Here is a 17875-nt window from a genome sequence, read left to right as displayed (position 1 = left end):
GCTAAGATCTGAATTGCTAGGTTCATTCGTTGGCCTCGGTTGATAGAAATATCGGTCGGGGCCTTCGTCTTTCTGATTCCCGGTTAGCCTGAAAACAGAAAGTCTCAGGCACCCGCAGGCATCCTATGAGGTTTCCTTAGGGACGAAAATAATCACTTCACGAAATTGCGTGCTGTTTTCCAGAATTTTTCGTCATTCGGGTTAGCCAGTTTAGCCATTCGTTACTCTCTTCATTCCAATAGCATTAATTTTCTCTGCAATAATTGTTGTAAAAATGTGACGCAAAGAGGTTTTTGGTCATAAGTAATTACCGTCAAGTGCCGATGACTTTCTATCAGGAGTAAACCTGGACGAGAGACAACGGTAATGAATACAACTCCCTCACAGCGATTAGGTTTTTTGCATCACATCAGACTGGTTCCGTTATTTGCCTGCATTCTTGGCGGTATCTTAGTTCTATTCGCATTAAGTTCTGCTCTGGCTGGCTATTTCCTCTGGCAGGCCGATCGCGATCAGCGTGATGTTACTGCGGAGATTGAGATTCGGACCGGGTTAGCGAACAGTTCAGATTTTTTGCGTTCAGCCCGGATCAATATGATTCAGGCCGGGGCTGCGAGTCGTATTGCGGAAATGGAAGCAATGAAGCGAAATATTGCGCAAGCCGAATCGGAGATTAAACAGTCGCAGCAAGGTTATCGTGCTTATCAGAATCGGCCGGTGAAAACACCTGCTGATGAAGCCCTCGACACTGAATTAAATCAACGCTTTCAGGCTTATATCACGGGTATGCAACCTATGTTGAAATATGCCAAAAATGGCATGTTTGAAGCGATTATTAATCATGAAAGTGAGCAGATCCGACCGCTGGATAATGCTTATACCGATATTTTGAACAAAGCCGTTAAGATACGTAGCACCAGAGCCAACCAACTGGCGGAACTGGCCCATCAGCGCACCCGCCTGGGTGGGATGTTCATGATTGGCGCGTTTGTGCTTGCCCTGGTCATGACGCTGATAACATTTATGGTGATACGTCGGATCGTCATTCGTCCACTGCAACATGCCGCACAACGGATTGAAAAAATCGCTAGTGGCGATCTGACGATGAACGATGAACCGGCGGGTCGTAATGAAATCGGTCGCTTAAATCGTCATTTACAGCAAATGCAGCATTCACTGGGGATGACAGTAGGGACTGTTCGACAGGGTGCGGAAGAGATTTATCGTGGCACCAGCGAAATTTCAGCTGGCAATGCGGACCTGTCATCTCGCACCGAAGAACAAGCGGCGGCTATCGAACAAACTGCCGCTAGCATGGAGCAACTCACTGCGACGGTGAAACAGAATGCGGATAACGCGCATCATGCCAGCAAACTGGCGCAAGAGGCTTCTATTAAAGCCAGCGATGGCGGGCAGACGGTTTCCGGTGTAGTAAAAACGATGGGCGCTATCTCTACAAGTTCGAAGAAAATTTCCGAGATCACCGCCGTCATCAACAGTATTGCTTTCCAGACGAATATTCTGGCACTGAATGCTGCCGTTGAAGCCGCGCGAGCGGGTGAGCAAGGCCGTGGATTTGCCGTTGTCGCCAGCGAAGTACGGACACTCGCAAGCCGCAGCGCCCAAGCGGCGAAAGAGATTGAAGGCTTGATCAGTGAATCAGTCAGGTTAATTGACCTGGGGTCGGATGAGGTGGCAACGGCAGGGAAAACCATGAGCACTATTGTTGATGCCGTCGCGAGTGTCACACATATCATGCAGGAAATCGCCGCCGCCTCGGATGAACAAAGTAGAGGCATAACGCAGGTTAGCCAGGCGATTTCTGAAATGGATAAGGTGACGCAACAGAATGCTTCTCTGGTAGAAGAGGCCTCAGCGGCGGCGGTGTCCCTTGAAGAACAGGCGGCACGATTAACTGAGGCGGTGGATGTATTCCGTCTGCACAAACATTCTGTGTCGGCAGAACCTCGCGGAGCGGGTGAACCAGTTAGTTTCGCTACGGTGTGAAAATGTTCAAGGAGGGATCGACAGATCCCTTCACCTTTCAGAACGGCATTGATTTTCGAATAGCGTTAATCATCAACTGGCAACCAGAAGAGAACGTCGCATCTACGCGGGTCAGTATTCCAATCGGTTCGCCTGCACCATGTCCCGGAACAGGCAGGGCCACCAGCGTGGCATGACGCAGGTCGTCTTTTACAGCGCCAGAAGGGACAAACCACACGTAATCGTATTCAACCGTAAGTTGACGAGATAGCGAAGCAGACAGCGTTTCGATACAACCCGAAGGAATTTTACAGCCCTGGCTCTGCACTAATGCATCTGAATGCTGGCGTGGCGCAGTGCCTTCTGGTGATACAACGACCGGCCATTCCAGCACCCGGCTTAGCGTTACGTTCTCCTGAAGTAGCGGGTGATTAGGGCGGACAACCAGCTTCAGCGATTCAAGAAACAGCAGTTCGTAATTAAGCCCGGTCATCAGTTCAGGATCTGACATCCGACCAATGCCGATATCGATTTCCCCGGTTTTTAAACCCGCCAGAATCATAGGGTTACTCATTGTCGCAACTTGCAAGGTCGTCTCTTTTTGTTGCTGATGAAACTGACCTATAACCGAAGGTAATATCCCCAGTGCCGCAGTAGGTAGTGCACCAACCCTGACGACATCATTATTAAGATCTTCTTTACGATGAAGCGACTGTCCGGCAGTGTTGATGGCGTCAAGAACTCTGACTGCATGCGTTAAAAATTGTTCGCCGGGTAAGGTAAGTTGCGCCCCCTGACGACCACGCTCAAACAAGCGAGCGCCAGTCAGCTGCTCCAGTTCATTCAATGTCTTAGAGAGCGCAGGTTGACTCAAATTAAGGGTTTCAGCCGCGCGCCCCAAAGTTCCTTGTTGTGCGACAGCTACGAATGTATGAAGGTGGCGCAAACGGATGCGCTGACTAAACAGACTATTTTTTTCCATAAGCGATGTTAAAAACGAAGCGGTGTCGCTGACAAGTGAAGTTGTTTGATTATGATAACTTGATTGCAAAATATTATTAACAATTAAAGCAATTATGTTACAGCAAAATGGATAATATTGATGTTTTCGCGGCGAGATCACAGTTTGTAAATTCTTCCCGCCAGAGTGAATGCGGTTACCTACACTCCAGATTACTGACCACTGGAGGCAGATACTATGGCGAACAGCATCACGGCGGATGAGATTCGGGAACAGTTTTCGCAGGCAATGTCAGCCATGTACCAGCAAGAAGTTCCGCAATATGGCACGCTGCTGGAACTGGTAGCTGATGTGAATCTGGCTGTGCTGGAAAACAATCCTCAACTGCACGAAAAAATGGTAAATGCAGACGAGCTGGCGCGACTGAATGTTGAACGTCATGGGGCGATTCGCGTTGGGACTGCACAAGAGCTTGCTACTCTTCGGCGGATGTTTGCCATTATGGGGATGTACCCGGTGAGCTATTACGATCTCTCGCAGGCAGGGGTGCCGGTACATTCGACAGCATTTCGGCCCATTGATGATGCTTCTCTGGCGCGTAATCCCTTCCGCGTTTTTACCTCCTTACTCCGCCTTGAGCTTATCGAGAACGAAATTTTGCGCCAGAAAGCGGCGGAGATTCTGCGTCAGCGCGATATCTTCACCCCACGTTGTCGACAACTGTTAGAGGAATATGAGCAGCAGGGCGGTTTTAACGAAACACAGGCACAGGAGTTTGTGCAGGAAGCCCTGGAAACGTTTCGCTGGCACCAGTCAGCAACGGTAGATGAAGAAACCTATCGCGCCTTGCACAACGAACATCGGTTGATTGCTGATGTGGTCTGTTTTCCTGGATGCCATATCAACCACCTGACGCCACGTACGCTGGATATTGACCGGGTGCAGTCGATAATGCCTGAATGCGGAATTGAACCCAAAATTCTCATCGAGGGGCCGCCGCGCCGCGAGGTACCGATTTTACTACGCCAGACCAGCTTTAAAGCACTGGAAGAGACGGTGTTGTTTGCGGGGCAGAAACAGGGCACGCATACCGCGCGCTTTGGTGAAATTGAGCAGCGTGGCGTGGCATTAACGCCGAAAGGGCGACAACTGTATGATGATCTTCTGCGTAACGCTGGAACCGGGCAGGATAATCTCACTCACCAAATGCATTTACAGGAAACCTTCCGCACTTTTCCTGACAGTGAGTTTTTAATGCGTCAGCAAGGGCTGGCATGGTTCCGGTACCGTCTGACGCCTTCAGGTGAGGCGCATCGTCAGGCGATTCATCCCGGAGACGATCCACAGCCCTTAATTGAACGTGGTTGGGTCGCGGCGCAACCCATTACCTATGAAGATTTCTTGCCCGTTAGCGCGGCGGGGATCTTCCAGTCAAATCTGGGTAATGAAACGCAGGCACGCAATCACGGTAATGCCAGTCGCGAGGCATTTGAGCAGGCGTTGGGTTGTCCGGTTTTGGATGAGTTCCAGCTTTATCAGGAAGCGGAAGAACGCAGTAAACGTCGCTGTGGTTTGCTTTAAATTCTGACCATCCGCCTTTGCAAAAATTTGCCTGATTTTACAAACGAATCAGGCTCATCCCATCGACATAAAAAAATTGCCGATTTATGCATATTCTCTGAGTTCAACAATTGGATTATTAATAAATATTGTCTAGAGTGAGCGGTCATAAATAAGCACTTTCTTGCCGCTGAAAACGACCAGCGCGGGACCATTCACAACACCAGAAGGACTCACTTTCAGGTATGGATCGTAGACGATTTATTAAAGGTTCAATGGCTATGGCCGCCGTGTGCGGTACCAGCGGCATTGCTTCTCTTTTTTCTCAGGCGGCATTCGCGGCAGATTCTGATATTGCCGACGGGCAAACCCAGCGTTTTGACTTCTCCATTCTACAGTCAATGGCGCACGACTTAGCGCAAACAGCGTGGCGTGGTGCGCCTCGTCCGTTACCTGACACGCTGGCGACAATGACGCCGCAGGCTTATAACAGTATTCAATACGACGCCGAAAAATCGCTCTGGCATAACGTTGAGAACCGTCAACTGGACGCTCAGTTCTTCCATATGGGAATGGGATTCCGTCGCCGCGTTCGTATGTTTTCTGTAGATCCAGCAACACATCTGGCGCGTGAAATTCACTTTCGCCCGGAGTTGTTCAAATACAACGATGCAGGTGTTGATACCAAACAATTAGAAGGGCAAAGCGATCTCGGCTTTGCCGGTTTTCGCGTGTTTAAAGCCCCCGAACTGGCGCGCCGTGATGTAGTATCATTCCTCGGAGCGAGTTATTTCCGCGCCGTTGATGACACATATCAATACGGTTTGTCGGCCCGCGGCCTGGCGATTGACACTTACACCGACAGTAAAGAAGAGTTCCCCGACTTTACCGCCTTCTGGTTTGATACGGTAAAACCGGGGGCAACTACCTTTACCGTTTATGCGTTGCTCGATAGCGCCAGCATTACTGGTGCCTATAAGTTCACTATCCATTGTGAGAAAAGTCAGGTGATTATGGATGTGGAAAATCACCTGTATGCGCGCAAAGACATTAAACAGCTGGGCATTGCGCCGATGACCAGTATGTTCAGCTGCGGTACTAATGAACGTCGGATGTGCGACACCATTCATCCGCAAATTCATGACTCTGATCGTCTGTCCATGTGGCGGGGCAACGGCGAGTGGATTTGCCGTCCGCTGAATAATCCGCAAAAATTGCAGTTCAATGCTTACACCGACAACAACCCGAAAGGGTTTGGTTTATTGCAACTGGATCGTGATTTCTCCCATTATCAGGACATTATGGGCTGGTATAACAAACGCCCAAGTCTGTGGGTGGAACCGCGTAACAAGTGGGGTAAGGGCACCATCGGCCTGATGGAAATCCCAACAACGGGCGAAACGCTGGATAACATTGTCTGCTTCTGGCAGCCAGAAAAAGCTGTAAAGGCGGGTGATGAGTTTGCATTCCAGTATCGTCTGTACTGGAGTGCGCAACCGCCTGTTCATTGCCCATTAGCGCGCGTTATGGCGACGCGTACCGGCATGGGCGGTTTCCCGGAAGGTTGGGCACCAGGTGAACACTATCCCGAAAAATGGGCGCGTCGTTTTGCCGTCGATTTCGTTGGTGGTGATCTGAAAGCTGCCGCACCAAAAGGCATTGAGCCGGTGATTACGCTTTCCAGTGGGGAAGCGAAGCAAATCGAAATTCTCTATATTGAACCCATTGATGGTTATCGTATTCAGTTTGACTGGTATCCGACTTCGGACTCCACTGATCCGGTCGATATGCGGATGTATCTGCGTTGTCAGGGCGACGCTATCAGTGAAACATGGCTGTATCAGTATTTCCCGCCAGCGCCGGATAAACGTCAGTATGTTGACGACCGCGTGATGAGTTAATCGTTTTTTCTTCGGCACCTTCTTCGGGAGGTGCCGTCTGGTTAAACACGATCCCGCTCGCATTTTTCCCTAAGTTAAATGAGTAATCTGATGGTGTGTATTTCAGATACACCTTGTCAGCCACTAACAGGGAGTGCGTATGTTTCCAGAATATCGAGATTTAATATCCCGTCTGAAAAACGAAAATCCTCGCTTTATGTCCTTGTTCGATAAACACAATAAACTTGATCATGAAATTGCCAGAAAGGAAGGTTCCGACGGTCGAGGGTACAATGCGGAAGTGGTCCGCATGAAAAAACAAAAGCTACAGTTAAAAGATGAGATGCTCAAAATCCTGCAGCAGGAGAGCGTCAAAGAGGTATAAACTTTCCTAAGCCGCCAGCCAGGCGGCTTTTTTAACAACTGCATGGATTGACTGGAGATAAGATGACTGAAACGATAAAAGTAAGCGAATCACTTGAATTACATGCTGTTGCAGAAAATCACGTCACTCCTCTTTATCAGTTAATCTGTAAAAATAAAACCTGGTTACAGCAGTCGCTAAACTGGCCGCAGTTCGTTCAGAGTGAAGAGGACACGCGAAAAACGGTGCAGGGTAATGTGATGTTGCATCAACGCGGCTATGCCAAAATGTTCATGATTTTCAAAGAAGATGAACTTATCGGCGTTATCTCGTTTAATCGTATTGAACCACTGAATAAAACCGCTGAAATAGGCTACTGGCTGGACGAATCTCATCAGGGGCAGGGGATCATTTCTCAGGCGCTGCAGGCATTGATTCATCATTACGCCCAGTCTGGTGAACTTAGACGCTTCGTGATCAAATGTCGGGTGGACAATCCGCAAAGCAACCAGCTCGCTTTGCGCAATGGTTTTATCCTTGAAGGTTGCCTGAAACAGGCTGAGTTCCTGAATGATGCCTATGATGATGTGAACTTATACGCGCGTATTATCGATTCATAATAACCCTGCCAGCGGCGTTCGCGTAATGCGCTCCTCGCCGTTAATGACTTTTGGACCACGGACATGAACCGTGTCGCCATCAAAGGCTTCAACGACGGCGTGGTCGGTTAACTCCACATGGTTTTCAATTATCACCGCACCTGTAATACGGCTCTCACCTTGTATTACAACGTGCTCGTCGAGCAGAATCGGTCCACCACGTACCACGGCATTTCCGCCAATCAAGACATGATGTTTTAACACACAATTACCTTCCACAATGGCATATTCCGCCACCTGCGAACTGTAATGAATCGTTGGAATGGCATCTTCTTCTATGCCAGCTTTCACCTGCGCGTGACCGTAGACTTTAGCGCAATCGCATAGCCAGACGTTGTTCTCTTCATTACCTTCAATACTGGCAAAATCAAAAACTTCGGCACGATGTTCAATAAAAGCATACCGGATGACGGCATCGCCATAAATTTGTGCCTGGTGGACAATACGCGAGGCGCTAACCCTTGCGCGATCATAAATTTGGAGCAGGAGTTGATGGTCGGGCGTTAAGCCTTGTGCGGCGACGATCATAGAATGTTGATCAATTAAGGCGTGACCAAATATTCTACATTGCCCGTAAACTAATGAGTCATGAATGGTGACACTGTCACTTATGTATGCACCCTGGCTGATTTCACTATTATCGATCCAGACATTATCCGTTGCGTAAACCTCTCCCCACAGTACGCTGGTGCCGGTGATGCGCGTATTACCGGAAATCACCGTTCCGCCGAACGCAATAGCATTCTGGTCGTAAATCCAGCAATTTCCTTCCTGTGCTAACACCGTTTCGCGATCGATCCAGCCGCCAGCGGTTCCTGCTATCACATCGTTAAAATCGCTAATGGCGATAATCTGCCGTAATAACACATTTTTTTTAGTGCCATCTTCCTGATAACTAAAGGCTCGCTGTTCTTCACTTAGACGATATTTGCGCATAGCGTTTTCCCACAGGTGACTTACTATAACCGTAGCAAATTCTGCGGCTCTGGCTATGCTCGAGAAAATTCCATAAAATGCATTTCAAATATACTTTATAAATTAAACAAAATGAGTAAGAAGATGCAGAGCGATAAAGTGCTCAATTTGCCGGCAGGCTACTTTGGTATTGTGTTGGGGACGATAGGGATGGGATTTGCCTGGCGCTATGCCAGCCAGGTTTGGCAGGTCAGCCACTGGTTAGGGGATGGGCTGGTGATTCTGGCGATGATCATCTGGGGATTATTAACTAGCGCATTTATTACCCGACTCATACGCTTTCCGCATAGCGTGCTGGCGGAAGTTCGCCATCCAGTGCTGAGCAGTTTTGTGAGTTTGTTTCCGGCAACGACGATGCTGGTGGCGATTGGTTTTGTTCCGTGGTTTCGCCCACTGGCGGTGTGCCTGTTCAGTTTTGGTGTCGTGGTTCAGTTGGCTTATGCCGCCTGGCAAACTGCGGGATTATGGCGCGGATCTCACCCTGAAGAAGCTACCACGCCTGGACTGTATCTGCCGACAGTTGCCAACAACTTTATCAGCGCAATGGCCTGTGGTGCGTTGGGCTACACCGACGCCGGTCTGGTGTTTTTAGGCGCAGGCGTTTTCTCATGGCTAAGCCTTGAACCGGTGATCTTGCAGCGTCTGCGCAGTTCGGGAGAATTACCCACGGCACTGCGGACATCACTCGGCATTCAGCTCGCTCCTGCGCTGGTGGCTTGTAGTGCCTGGCTGAGCGTCAACGGCGGCGAGGGTGACACGCTGGCGAAAATGCTTTTCGGTTATGGACTGCTGCAACTGCTGTTTATGCTACGTCTGATGCCATGGTATCTCTCCCAGCCATTTAATGCTTCATTCTGGAGTTTCTCGTTCGGCGTATCTGCACTGGCAACCACCGGTTTGCATCTGGGGAGTGGCAGCGATAATGGATTTTTCCATACGCTGGCGGTGCCGCTGTTTATCTTTACCAATTTTATTATTGCAATACTGCTCATCCGTACTTTTGCGCTTCTGATGCAGGGAAAATTGTTAGTCAGAACCGAGCGCGCCGTTTTAATGAAAGCAGAGGACAAAGAATGATCATTCGTGACGAAAACTATTTTACTGATAAATATGAATTAACCCGCACACACTCTGAAGTACTGGAAGCGGTGAAAGTGGTTAAACCGGGTAAAACGCTGGATCTGGGCTGTGGCAATGGTCGTAACAGTCTTTACCTGGCAGCCAATGGTTATGATGTTGACGCATGGGATAAAAATGCCATGAGTATCGCCAACGTCGAGCGCATTAAATCCATTGAAAATCTGGATAATTTACACACCCGAGTCGTTGATCTGAATAACCTCACATTTGATAGACAGTACGATTTTATTCTTTCGACTGTGGTACTGATGTTCCTTGAGGCTAAAACCATCCCAGGGCTGATTGTCAATATGCAACGTTGCACTAAACCTGGTGGTTACAACCTGATTGTGGCGGCGATGGATACCGCTGATTATCCATGTACCGTCGGCTTCCCGTTTGCCTTCAAAGAGGGAGAATTACGTCGATATTACGAAGGCTGGGAGAGGGTGAAATACAATGAAGACGTCGGCGAACTGCACCGCACCGACGCCAACGGTAATCGTATTAAACTGCGTTTCGCCACGATGCTGGCACGTAAAAAATGACCCGCTAAGAATAAGGCGCGTGAAAATTCCCCACGCTGAGATGATTTACTGTTCTTCTTTTCGGTAAGCATATTTTTTATCGAAGGGATGTGAAATTAATCACAGTAGTCGAAGTTTTTTAGCAGCTTAACTTACTGAAATTTAACTACTGATGATTGACTTAGCCCCTTTTTCGGCATTGACTATGTCGTCTGAAAAGGGGCTGAAAAATTTATTTTCACCAACACTTTTTTTGCCACAACACGAAGCGGCGCTTTTTGCTATAACTTAGAAAGTAATATAATCATCTCAGGAAACTATTCATGCGTACCACATCATTTGCGAAAGTTGCAGCTTTATGCGGCTTGTTGGCTCTGTCTGGTTGTGCCTCTAAAATCACCCAGCCAGATAAATATTCTGGTTTTTTAAACAATTACTCTGATTTAAAAGAAACAACCTCAGCAACAGGTAAACCTGTTTTACGTTGGGTAGACCCGAGTTTTGATCAAAGCAAATATGACAGCATCGTCTGGAACCCAATCACTTATTATCCGGTACCAAAACCTTCTACCCAGGTAGGGCAGAAAGTTCTGGATAAAATTTTGAACTATACCAACACCGAAATGAAAGAAGCGATAGCGCAGCGTAAACCACTGGTTACCACCGCTGGGCCGCGTAGTCTGATTTTCCGTGGGGCCATTACCGGTGTAGATACCAGCAAAGAAGGGCTGCAATTCTATGAAGTGGTTCCTGTTGCATTAGTGGTTGCGGGGACACAAATGGCTACAGGCCACCGTACCATGGATACTCGCCTCTATTTTGAAGGTGAGCTGATTGATGCAGCGACTAATAAACCGGTTATCAAAGTCGTTCGTCAGGGCGAAGGTAAAGACCTGAATAACGAAAGTACGCCAATGGCTTTCGAAAATATTAAACAAGTTATTGATGACATGGCGACCGATGCCACCATGTTTGACGTTAACAAAAAGTAGTTCCAGACGCGCCATCGTTAGATGGCGCTTTTTATCCGGTGCGCCGTAAAACCCCATCCTTCAGGGCGGGGATATAAGGCGCGGTTTTCCACCTGACCAGGTGTTTGCTGTTGTTCAATGTATTGGCGGATGACGGATATTGGCGCACCTCCGCAGCTACTGGCAAAATAGCCAGGACTCCACAAAACGCCTTTGTAGTAATACCTGACTGCAATATCTGGTCGATCTCGTCGCAGTAACCTACTCGATACGCCTTTGAGGCTGTTTACCAGACTGGATATCGCCAGTTTGGGAGGATAGTTAATTAACAAATGGACGTGATCTGGTTCGCCATCCATTTAAACCAGTTCAGCTTCAAAATCAGCACATACATTTGAAAAGTAAGTGCGTAGTTTTTCTGTCGCGTCATAGTCAAAAATCTGACGTCGGTATCTGGTGACAAAGACCAGGTGAACATGCATCAGGAAAACACAATGCTTCCCCGTCGGATATCGGTTTCTTTATTCATAGACCAAAGTATCATTTGGCCTGTGAAACGATTACAGGCATTTAAATTCCAGTTAAGACCCGGTGGTCAACAGGAGCGTGAAATGAGGCGCTTCGCAGGCGCATGTCGTTTCGTTTTCAATCGTGCTCTGGCGCTTCAGAATGAGAATCATGAGGCCGGTAATAAATACATCCCTTACGGGAAAATGGCTTCCTGGCTGGTTGAGTGGAAAAACGCCACTGAAACGCAATGGCTTAAAGATTCGCCCTCACAGCCATTGCAACAGTCACTGAAAGGCCTTGAGCGGGCTTACAAAAACTTCTTCCAGAAGCGGGCTGCTTTTCCCCGATTCAAAAAGCGGGGACAGAATGATGCATTCCGCTACCCGCAGGGCGTTAAGCTCGATCAGGAAAACAGCCGTATTTTTCTGCCGAAACTGGGCTGGATGCGCTACCGGAACAGCCGTCAGGTCACGGGAGTTGTGAAAAATGTCACTGTCAGCCAGTCCTGCGGTAAGTGGTACATCAGTATTCAGACAGAAAGTGAAGTATCAACTCCGGTTCACCCTTCAGCATCAATGGTCGGGCTGGATGCTGGCGTGGCTAAACTCGCCACGCTGTCAGATGGCACAGTCTTTGAGCCTGTAAACAGTTTTCAGAAAAAACAGAAGACGCCGGCGAGACTTCAGCGACAGTTAAGCCGCAAGGTCAAATTCAGCAACAACTGGCAGAAGCAGAAACGCAAAATACAGCGACTGCATTCCTGTATCGCAAATATCCGCAGGGACTACCTTCACAAAGTCACAACGACCGTCAGCAAAAACCACGCAATGATAGTCATTGAGGATTTGAAGGTCAGCAACATGTCAAAGTCAGCAGCGGGTACGGTCAGCCAGCCGGGGCGCAATGTCCGGGCAAAATCAGGTTTAAACCGTTCGATACTGGATCAGGGCTGGTATGAAATGCGCCGCCAGCTTGAATACAAGCAGCTCTGGAGTGGCGGTCAGGTGCTTGCTGTTCCGCCAGCGTATACAAGCCAGCGTTGCGCGTGCTGTGGTCATACAGCGAAAGAAAATCGTCTGTCACAAAGTAAATTCAGATGCCAGGTATGTGGATATACAGCGAACGCCGATGTAAACGGCGCTCGTAACATTTTAGCGGCGGGGCACGCCGTTCTTGCCTGTGGAGGGATGGTGCAGTCAGGCCGCCCGTTGAAGCAGGAACCCACCGAAATGATTCAGGCGACAGCCTGAACGTAGCAGGGATCCACGTCCTTCAGGGCGTGGAGGATGTCAATATCGGTTTCTGTCAGCGATTAAATTCAACACCACGTAACAAACGCCTCCGGCAATTAATCCCCAGAACGCAGAACCAATCCCGACCAGCGTCAATCCACTTGCCGTTACCAGAAATGCCACCACCGCCGCGTCGCGCTCACGCTCATTATGCAGCGCCTGATACAAACTGCCGCCAATGGTACTCAACAGCGCCAGACCTGCCAGCATCTGGATCCAACTTACGGGCAGGGCAGCCATCATCCCGGTAATGGCACTACCAAACAGACCTGCGAGCAAATAGAAAATGCCTGCACCGGCAGCTGCCAGCCAACGTTGATCTTTATCCGGATGCGCTTCCGGGCTTTGGCAAATAGCCGCGGTGATTGCCGCAATACCGACGGAATAAACGCCGAAAGGGGAAAAAACCAGTGCCAGCAATCCAGTAAATACAATTAATGGCGAAACAGGAGTTGAATATCCGGCTGCTTTCATTGCTGCGATACCCGGTGCGTTTTGCGATGCCATCGTCACCAGAAAAAGGGGGAGTGCAACGCTCAGGCTGTGAGCAAACGAAAAATCAGGGGTAATATAAGTGGGGAGAACGGGTTTAAAGACAACATCAGTTGTGACAACGTCACCTTGCGCGATAACGATCACGATCCCAATAATCATCGCGGCAATTACCGCATAGCGCGGCGCAACGGCCTTGGTTGCCAGCCATACCAGCAACATACTTCCACACAACGTAAATTGACCGTCCAGACTGGCAAACGCCTGTAAACCAAAGCGTAATAAAATCCCGGCAAGCATTGCCGCCGCAAGCGAGTGCGGAATAATGCGCATCAGACGAGCAAAGAGTCCCGTTATGCCGCAGAGGACTATTAACGCGTTGGTGAAAATAAAAACGCCGATGGCTTCGTTAAGTGTTAGTCCCTGCAATCCGGTGACCAACAAAGCCGCGCCAGGCGTTGACCATGCGGTGAGAACAGGTACGCGATACCATAATGTCAGAGTCAGCGTACTGACGCCCATTGCCAGCCCCAGCGCCGTCATCCAGCCAGAGATTTGTGCAGTGGTGGCTCCGGCGACAATCGCTGCTTGCCAGATTATTGCCGCTGAACTGGCGTAGCCAATTAATACCGCCAGAAACCCCGCCAGTAGCGTGGGTGGAGGAACAGAAAACAGACGCATAGTCACCTCGTGCGTTATAGCGTACAGGCACCGTAGCATTTGTCCGTTATAACGCACAAGTGATAAACTTCCGTTTTGCCGGAGGAGTCGCATGGAAAATCTCGCTCGCTTTTTATCCACCACACTTAAACAACTACGCCAGCAGCGCGGCTGGAGTCTTTCGCGACTGGCAGAAGCGACGGGCGTTTCTAAAGCAATGTTAGGGCAGATTGAGCGTAATGAGTCCAGTCCGACGGTCGCGACATTATGGAAAATTGCCACCGGGTTGAACGTACCATTTTCAACATTTATTTCTCCGCCGCAGCCCGCTACGCCTTCAGTTTATGATCCACAACAGCACGCGATGGTGATCACTTCGCTGTTTCCTTATGATCCACAACTCTGCTTTGAACACTTCTCGATTCAGATGGCACCCGGTGCAATAAGCGAATCGACGCCCCATGAGAAGGGGGTAATCGAACATGTCGTCGTCATTGATGGACAACTTGATCTGTGCGTTGATGGGGAATGGCAGACCCTTAATTGTGGGGAAGGCGTTCGATTTGCTGCAGACGTCACGCATATCTATCGTAATGGTGGGGAGCAAACCGTACATTTTCATTCCCTCATCCATTACCCGCGCAGTTAAGCGGGAAAACTATTTCGCAACGTCGCGCTTGTGGCTAAAATAGCCGCCATTTTTCAGCTACTGGATAAGAATGTGACCGTATCTTCTCATCGACTTGAACTGTTAAGCCCGGCACGCGATGCCGCCATTGCCCGCGAAGCTATTTTGCACGGTGCCGATGCTGTTTATATCGGCGGCCCTGGTTTTGGTGCCCGTCATAATGCCAGTAATAGCCTGAAAGATATTGCCGAGCTGGTGCCGTTTGCCCATCGTTATGGTGCAAAAATTTTCGTCACGCTTAACACCATTTTGCATGATGATGAGCTGGAACCCGCGCAACGGCTGATTACTGACCTCTACCAGACCGGTGTCGATGCGCTGATTGTTCAGGATATGGGGATTCTGGAACTTGATATTCCGCCGATTGAACTGCACGCCAGTACGCAGTGCGACATTCGTACAGTTGAAAAAGCGAAGTTCCTCTCTGATGTTGGCTTCACGCAGATTGTGCTGGCGCGAGAGCTGAATCTTGATCAGATCCGCGCGATTCACCAGGCTACGGACGCGACCATTGAATTCTTTATTCATGGGGCACTGTGCGTGGCCTATTCGGGTCAGTGCTACATTTCTCATGCGCAAACAGGGCGTAGCGCCAACCGTGGCGATTGCTCGCAGGCGTGCCGTTTGCCATACACATTGAAAGACGATCAGGGGCGGGTGGTTTCCTATGAAAAACATCTGCTGTCGATGAAAGATAACGATCAGACAGCCAACCTCGGCGCGCTGATTGATGCTGGCGTACGCTCCTTCAAGATTGAAGGGCGTTACAAAGATATGAGCTACGTGAAGAATATCACCGCCCATTATCGCCAGATGCTGGATGCCATTATTGAAGAACGTGGCGATCTGACGCGTGCTTCATCAGGTCGTACTGAACATTTCTTTGTTCCATCGACGGAAAAGACTTTCCACCGTGGTAGCACAGATTATTTTGTGAATGCCCGTAAAGGCGATATTGGCGCGTTCGATTCGCCGAAATTTATCGGCCTGCCGGTGGGTGAAGTATTGAAAGTGGCGAAAGATCATCTCGATGTTGCCGTCACCGAGCCACTGGCAAATGGTGATGGCCTGAACGTGATGATTAAACGTGAAGTCATCGGTTTTCGTGCCAATACGGTCGAGAAAACCAGAGAAAATCAGTACCGCGTCTGGCCCAATGAAATGCCAGCAGATTTGCACAAAATTCGTCCACATCACCCACTAAACCGTAATCTTGATCATAACTGGCAGCAGGCACTGACAAAAACCTCCAGCGAACGTCGGGTGGCGGTAGACATTGAACTGGGCGGCTGGCAGGAACAACTGATTCTGACCCTCACCAGTGAAGAGGGTGTCAGCATCACGCATACGCTGGACGGGCAGTTCGACGAAGCCAATAACGCCGAAAAAGCAATGAACAATCTGAAGGATGGTCTGGCAAAACTGGGGCAAACCCTCTATTACGCCCGCGATGTGCAAATTAATTTGCCGGGGGCGCTGTTTGTACCAAACAGTCTGTTAAACCAGTTCCGCCGTGAAGCTGCTGACATGCTGGATGCTGCGCGTCTTGCCAGTTACCAGCGCGGCAGCCGTAAACCGGTTGCTGATCCTGCGCCGGTTTATCCGCAAACGCATCTGAGTTTCCTCGCGAACGTATACAACCAGAAAGCGCGTGAATTTTATCATCGCTATGGTGTGCAGCTGATTGACGCGGCGTATGAAGCACATGAAGAGAAGGGCGAAGTCCCGGTGATGATCACCAAGCATTGTCTGCGCTTTGCCTTTAATCTGTGCCCGAAACAGGCGAAAGGCAATATCAAAAGCTGGAAGGCGACGCCAATGCAACTGGTTAACGGCGATGAAGTATTAACGCTAAAGTTTGATTGCCGCCCATGCGAGATGCACGTCATTGGCAAAATCAAAAATCACATACTGAAAATGCCGTTACCGGGAAGCGTAGTGGCATCCGTAAGTCCGGATGAGCTGCTGAAAACATTGCCTAAGCGAAAAGGGTAAAACGCCAGTTTTCTGGTTACTCACAACTCATTGAATCTGCATGATATTGCCTGCCGGGTAAGGCGTCTCGCCGCATCCGGCAACAAATGACTCAACGTTGTCCCGCTTCTGGTTTGCGCGATTTTTGCCAGTAAAAATGCTCGCGCAAACCTTCCGCCGACTCTTCCGCCACAGCACGCAATTCATCGCTGTCCGCTTCATGACGCAGCTGATGATCCACATTCTTTACCCACACAAATTCATGTCCTTTGTGCCCTGCCATGAGTTGTCCTGAGAACAGCGCACACGTTAATAAGACAACCGATAACGCCTTCGTAAACATCCTGCCACCTTTTTCTTACCTTTTGCCGCTATGATGCCGATCGTTTCTTGAGGTTATTATTCAGTTTTGCAAATTAGCGCAAAGAAATTCTGGAATCTTCCTTCCTGATTTTGCATTGCATTCTGCCGTTGCGGCGATTTAGTGCTATTTTCGAGCAAATTACACACAGAGGTAAACACTAATGTTTACTTTGTTGATATACTCAGCGGCAGGGAGGCGATGTGAAACAAAGCGAGTTCAGACGTTGGCTCGAATCTCAGGGCGTCGATGTAGCGAATGGCCGCAACCATTTGAAACTCAGGTTTCATGGGAGGCGCAGTGTCATGCCGCGTCACTCCTGCGTAAAGCAATCCTGAAACAACTCGGTTTGAGTTAATCGCCAATTAAAAAGGTTAATGACATGCGAGAGACAGTCGAAATTATGCGTTATCCCGTCACTCTTACACCCGCGCCGGAAGGCGGTTATATGGTTTCTTTTGTGGATATCCCTGAAGCGTTGACGCAGGGCGAAACTGTCGCTGAAGCGATGGAAGCGGCAAAAGATGCTTTACTGACCGCATTTGATTTTTATTTTGAAGATAACGAGCTTATCCCGTTACCTTCGCCATTAAATAGTCATGATCACTTTATTGAAGTACCTTTGAGCGTCGCCTCTAAAGTATTGCTGTTAAATGCTTTTTTACAGTCAGAAATCACTCAGCAAGAGTTAGCCAGGCGAATTGGCAAACCTAAACAGGAGATTACTCGCCTATTTAACTTGCACCATGCGACAAAAATCGACGCCGTCCAGCTTGCGGCAAAGGCGCTTGGCAAAGAGTTATCGCTGGTGATGGTTTAATTACAGTTAACGAAAAGTTGTCATTTTTAACAACTGATATAGACTGCCGAATCATCTGCACATAATTACGATTCGA

General features: G+C 49.0%; 16 protein-coding genes and 2 pseudogenes. 13 read left to right on the top strand and 5 right to left on the bottom strand.

The window, feature by feature from the left end; translation table 11 throughout:
* Positions 1 to 366: 366 nt before the first annotated feature.
* Positions 367 to 2007 (top strand): methyl-accepting chemotaxis protein Trg, encoded by a 1641-nt coding sequence (trg, locus tag HGD79_RS04200; RefSeq protein WP_001098551.1) that lies wholly within the window; start codon positions 367 to 369, stop codon positions 2005 to 2007.
* Positions 2008 to 2044: 37 nt separating this feature from the next.
* Here trg and HGD79_RS04195 read toward each other — a convergent pair whose 3' ends face one another.
* Entirely contained in the window at positions 2045 to 2968 is a 924-nt protein-coding gene (locus HGD79_RS04195; RefSeq protein WP_000414560.1) for a LysR substrate-binding domain-containing protein, read from the bottom strand.
* 216 nt (positions 2969 to 3184) lie between these two features.
* On the opposite strand from HGD79_RS04195, the gene HGD79_RS04190 reads away from it, so the two are divergent.
* The 4 genes from HGD79_RS04190 to rimL all read left to right on the top strand — a co-directional run bounded on the left by HGD79_RS04190 (position 3185) and on the right by rimL (position 7371).
* Complete coding sequence (locus HGD79_RS04190; protein WP_139496365.1) at positions 3185 to 4528, top strand: VOC family protein; 1344 nt, start codon at positions 3185 to 3187, stop codon at positions 4526 to 4528.
* 224 nt (positions 4529 to 4752) lie between these two features.
* Entirely contained in the window at positions 4753 to 6408 is a 1656-nt protein-coding gene (gene opgD, locus HGD79_RS04185) for a glucan biosynthesis protein OpgD (RefSeq protein WP_000375956.1), read from the top strand.
* 139 nt (positions 6409 to 6547) lie between these two features.
* The gene (locus HGD79_RS04180; RefSeq protein ID WP_001296778.1) at positions 6548 to 6772 is read left to right on the top strand and encodes a YdcH family protein; all 225 of its coding nucleotides are present in this window, start codon (positions 6548 to 6550) and stop codon (positions 6770 to 6772) included.
* Positions 6773 to 6834: 62 nt separating this feature from the next.
* A complete protein-coding gene (gene rimL / locus HGD79_RS04175; protein ID WP_139496366.1) occupies positions 6835 to 7371 on the top strand; it encodes a 50S ribosomal protein L7/L12-serine acetyltransferase in 537 nt (178 codons plus the stop codon).
* On the opposite strand, the gene ydcK is transcribed toward rimL, so the two are convergent.
* A complete protein-coding gene (gene ydcK / locus HGD79_RS04170; RefSeq protein ID WP_001234056.1) occupies positions 7366 to 8346 on the bottom strand; it encodes a YdcK family protein in 981 nt (326 codons plus the stop codon). The genes rimL and ydcK overlap by 6 nt on opposite strands.
* Before the next feature lie 123 nt (positions 8347 to 8469).
* On the opposite strand from ydcK, the gene tehA reads away from it, so the two are divergent.
* The 3 genes from tehA (at position 8470) to HGD79_RS04155 (ending at position 11023) form a co-directional block, all read left to right on the top strand.
* Positions 8470 to 9462, top strand: a complete 993-nt coding sequence (gene tehA / locus HGD79_RS04165; RefSeq protein WP_001296725.1) for a dicarboxylate transporter/tellurite-resistance protein TehA — start codon at positions 8470 to 8472, stop codon at positions 9460 to 9462.
* Positions 9459 to 10052 (top strand): tellurite resistance methyltransferase TehB, encoded by a 594-nt coding sequence (tehB, locus tag HGD79_RS04160; protein WP_000586733.1) that lies wholly within the window; start codon positions 9459 to 9461, stop codon positions 10050 to 10052. The genes tehA and tehB overlap by 4 nt, the downstream gene beginning before the upstream one ends.
* Before the next feature lie 302 nt (positions 10053 to 10354).
* Positions 10355 to 11023: a DUF3313 domain-containing protein gene (locus HGD79_RS04155; protein ID WP_001261013.1), complete on the top strand. Its 669-nt coding sequence runs from the start codon at positions 10355 to 10357 to the stop codon at positions 11021 to 11023.
* A 98-nt stretch (positions 11024 to 11121) separates the two neighbouring features.
* On the opposite strand, the pseudogene tnpA reads toward HGD79_RS04155, so the two are convergent.
* Positions 11122 to 11484, bottom strand: a pseudogene (tnpA, locus tag HGD79_RS04150) (IS200/IS605 family transposase); the annotation flags it as partial.
* A gap of 69 nt (positions 11485 to 11553) precedes the next feature.
* Between tnpA and HGD79_RS04145 the strand changes: the two are divergent.
* Complete coding sequence (locus HGD79_RS04145) at positions 11554 to 12762, top strand: RNA-guided endonuclease TnpB family protein (RefSeq protein WP_168848310.1); 1209 nt, start codon at positions 11554 to 11556, stop codon at positions 12760 to 12762.
* A gap of 39 nt (positions 12763 to 12801) precedes the next feature.
* On the opposite strand, the gene ydcO is transcribed toward HGD79_RS04145, so the two are convergent.
* A complete protein-coding gene (gene ydcO / locus HGD79_RS04140; RefSeq protein ID WP_071529698.1) occupies positions 12802 to 14016 on the bottom strand; it encodes a BenE family transporter YdcO in 1215 nt (404 codons plus the stop codon).
* A gap of 52 nt (positions 14017 to 14068) precedes the next feature.
* On the opposite strand from ydcO, the gene sutR reads away from it, so the two are divergent.
* Positions 14069 to 14605 carry a DNA-binding transcriptional regulator SutR gene (gene sutR / locus HGD79_RS04135; protein ID WP_000429140.1) on the top strand — a complete coding sequence of 179 codons (537 nt, stop codon included), beginning with the start codon at positions 14069 to 14071 and terminating at the stop codon, positions 14603 to 14605.
* 72 nt (positions 14606 to 14677) lie between these two features.
* Entirely contained in the window at positions 14678 to 16639 is a 1962-nt protein-coding gene (gene rlhA, locus HGD79_RS04130) for a 23S rRNA 5-hydroxycytidine C2501 synthase (RefSeq protein ID WP_001298803.1), read from the top strand.
* A 91-nt stretch (positions 16640 to 16730) separates the two neighbouring features.
* Here the strand turns inward: rlhA and HGD79_RS04125 are convergent, their stop codons facing one another.
* Positions 16731 to 16961: a YncJ family protein gene (locus HGD79_RS04125; protein ID WP_000494244.1), complete on the bottom strand. Its 231-nt coding sequence runs from the start codon at positions 16959 to 16961 to the stop codon at positions 16731 to 16733.
* A 221-nt stretch (positions 16962 to 17182) separates the two neighbouring features.
* Between HGD79_RS04125 and HGD79_RS04120 the strand changes: the two are divergent.
* A pseudogene (locus HGD79_RS04120) lies at positions 17183 to 17337 on the top strand (mRNA interferase).
* A gap of 45 nt (positions 17338 to 17382) precedes the next feature.
* Positions 17383 to 17799: a type II toxin-antitoxin system antitoxin HicB gene (hicB, locus tag HGD79_RS04115; protein WP_001270286.1), complete on the top strand. Its 417-nt coding sequence runs from the start codon at positions 17383 to 17385 to the stop codon at positions 17797 to 17799.
* Positions 17800 to 17875 lie beyond the last annotated feature (76 nt).

It is taken from the genome of Escherichia sp. SCLE84, from assembly GCF_012584495.1.
GTDB lineage: Bacteria > Pseudomonadota > Gammaproteobacteria > Enterobacterales > Enterobacteriaceae > ECMA0423.
The sequence above is the reverse complement of the archived record's forward strand: the minus strand, read 5'-3'. Positions and strand labels throughout refer to the sequence as shown.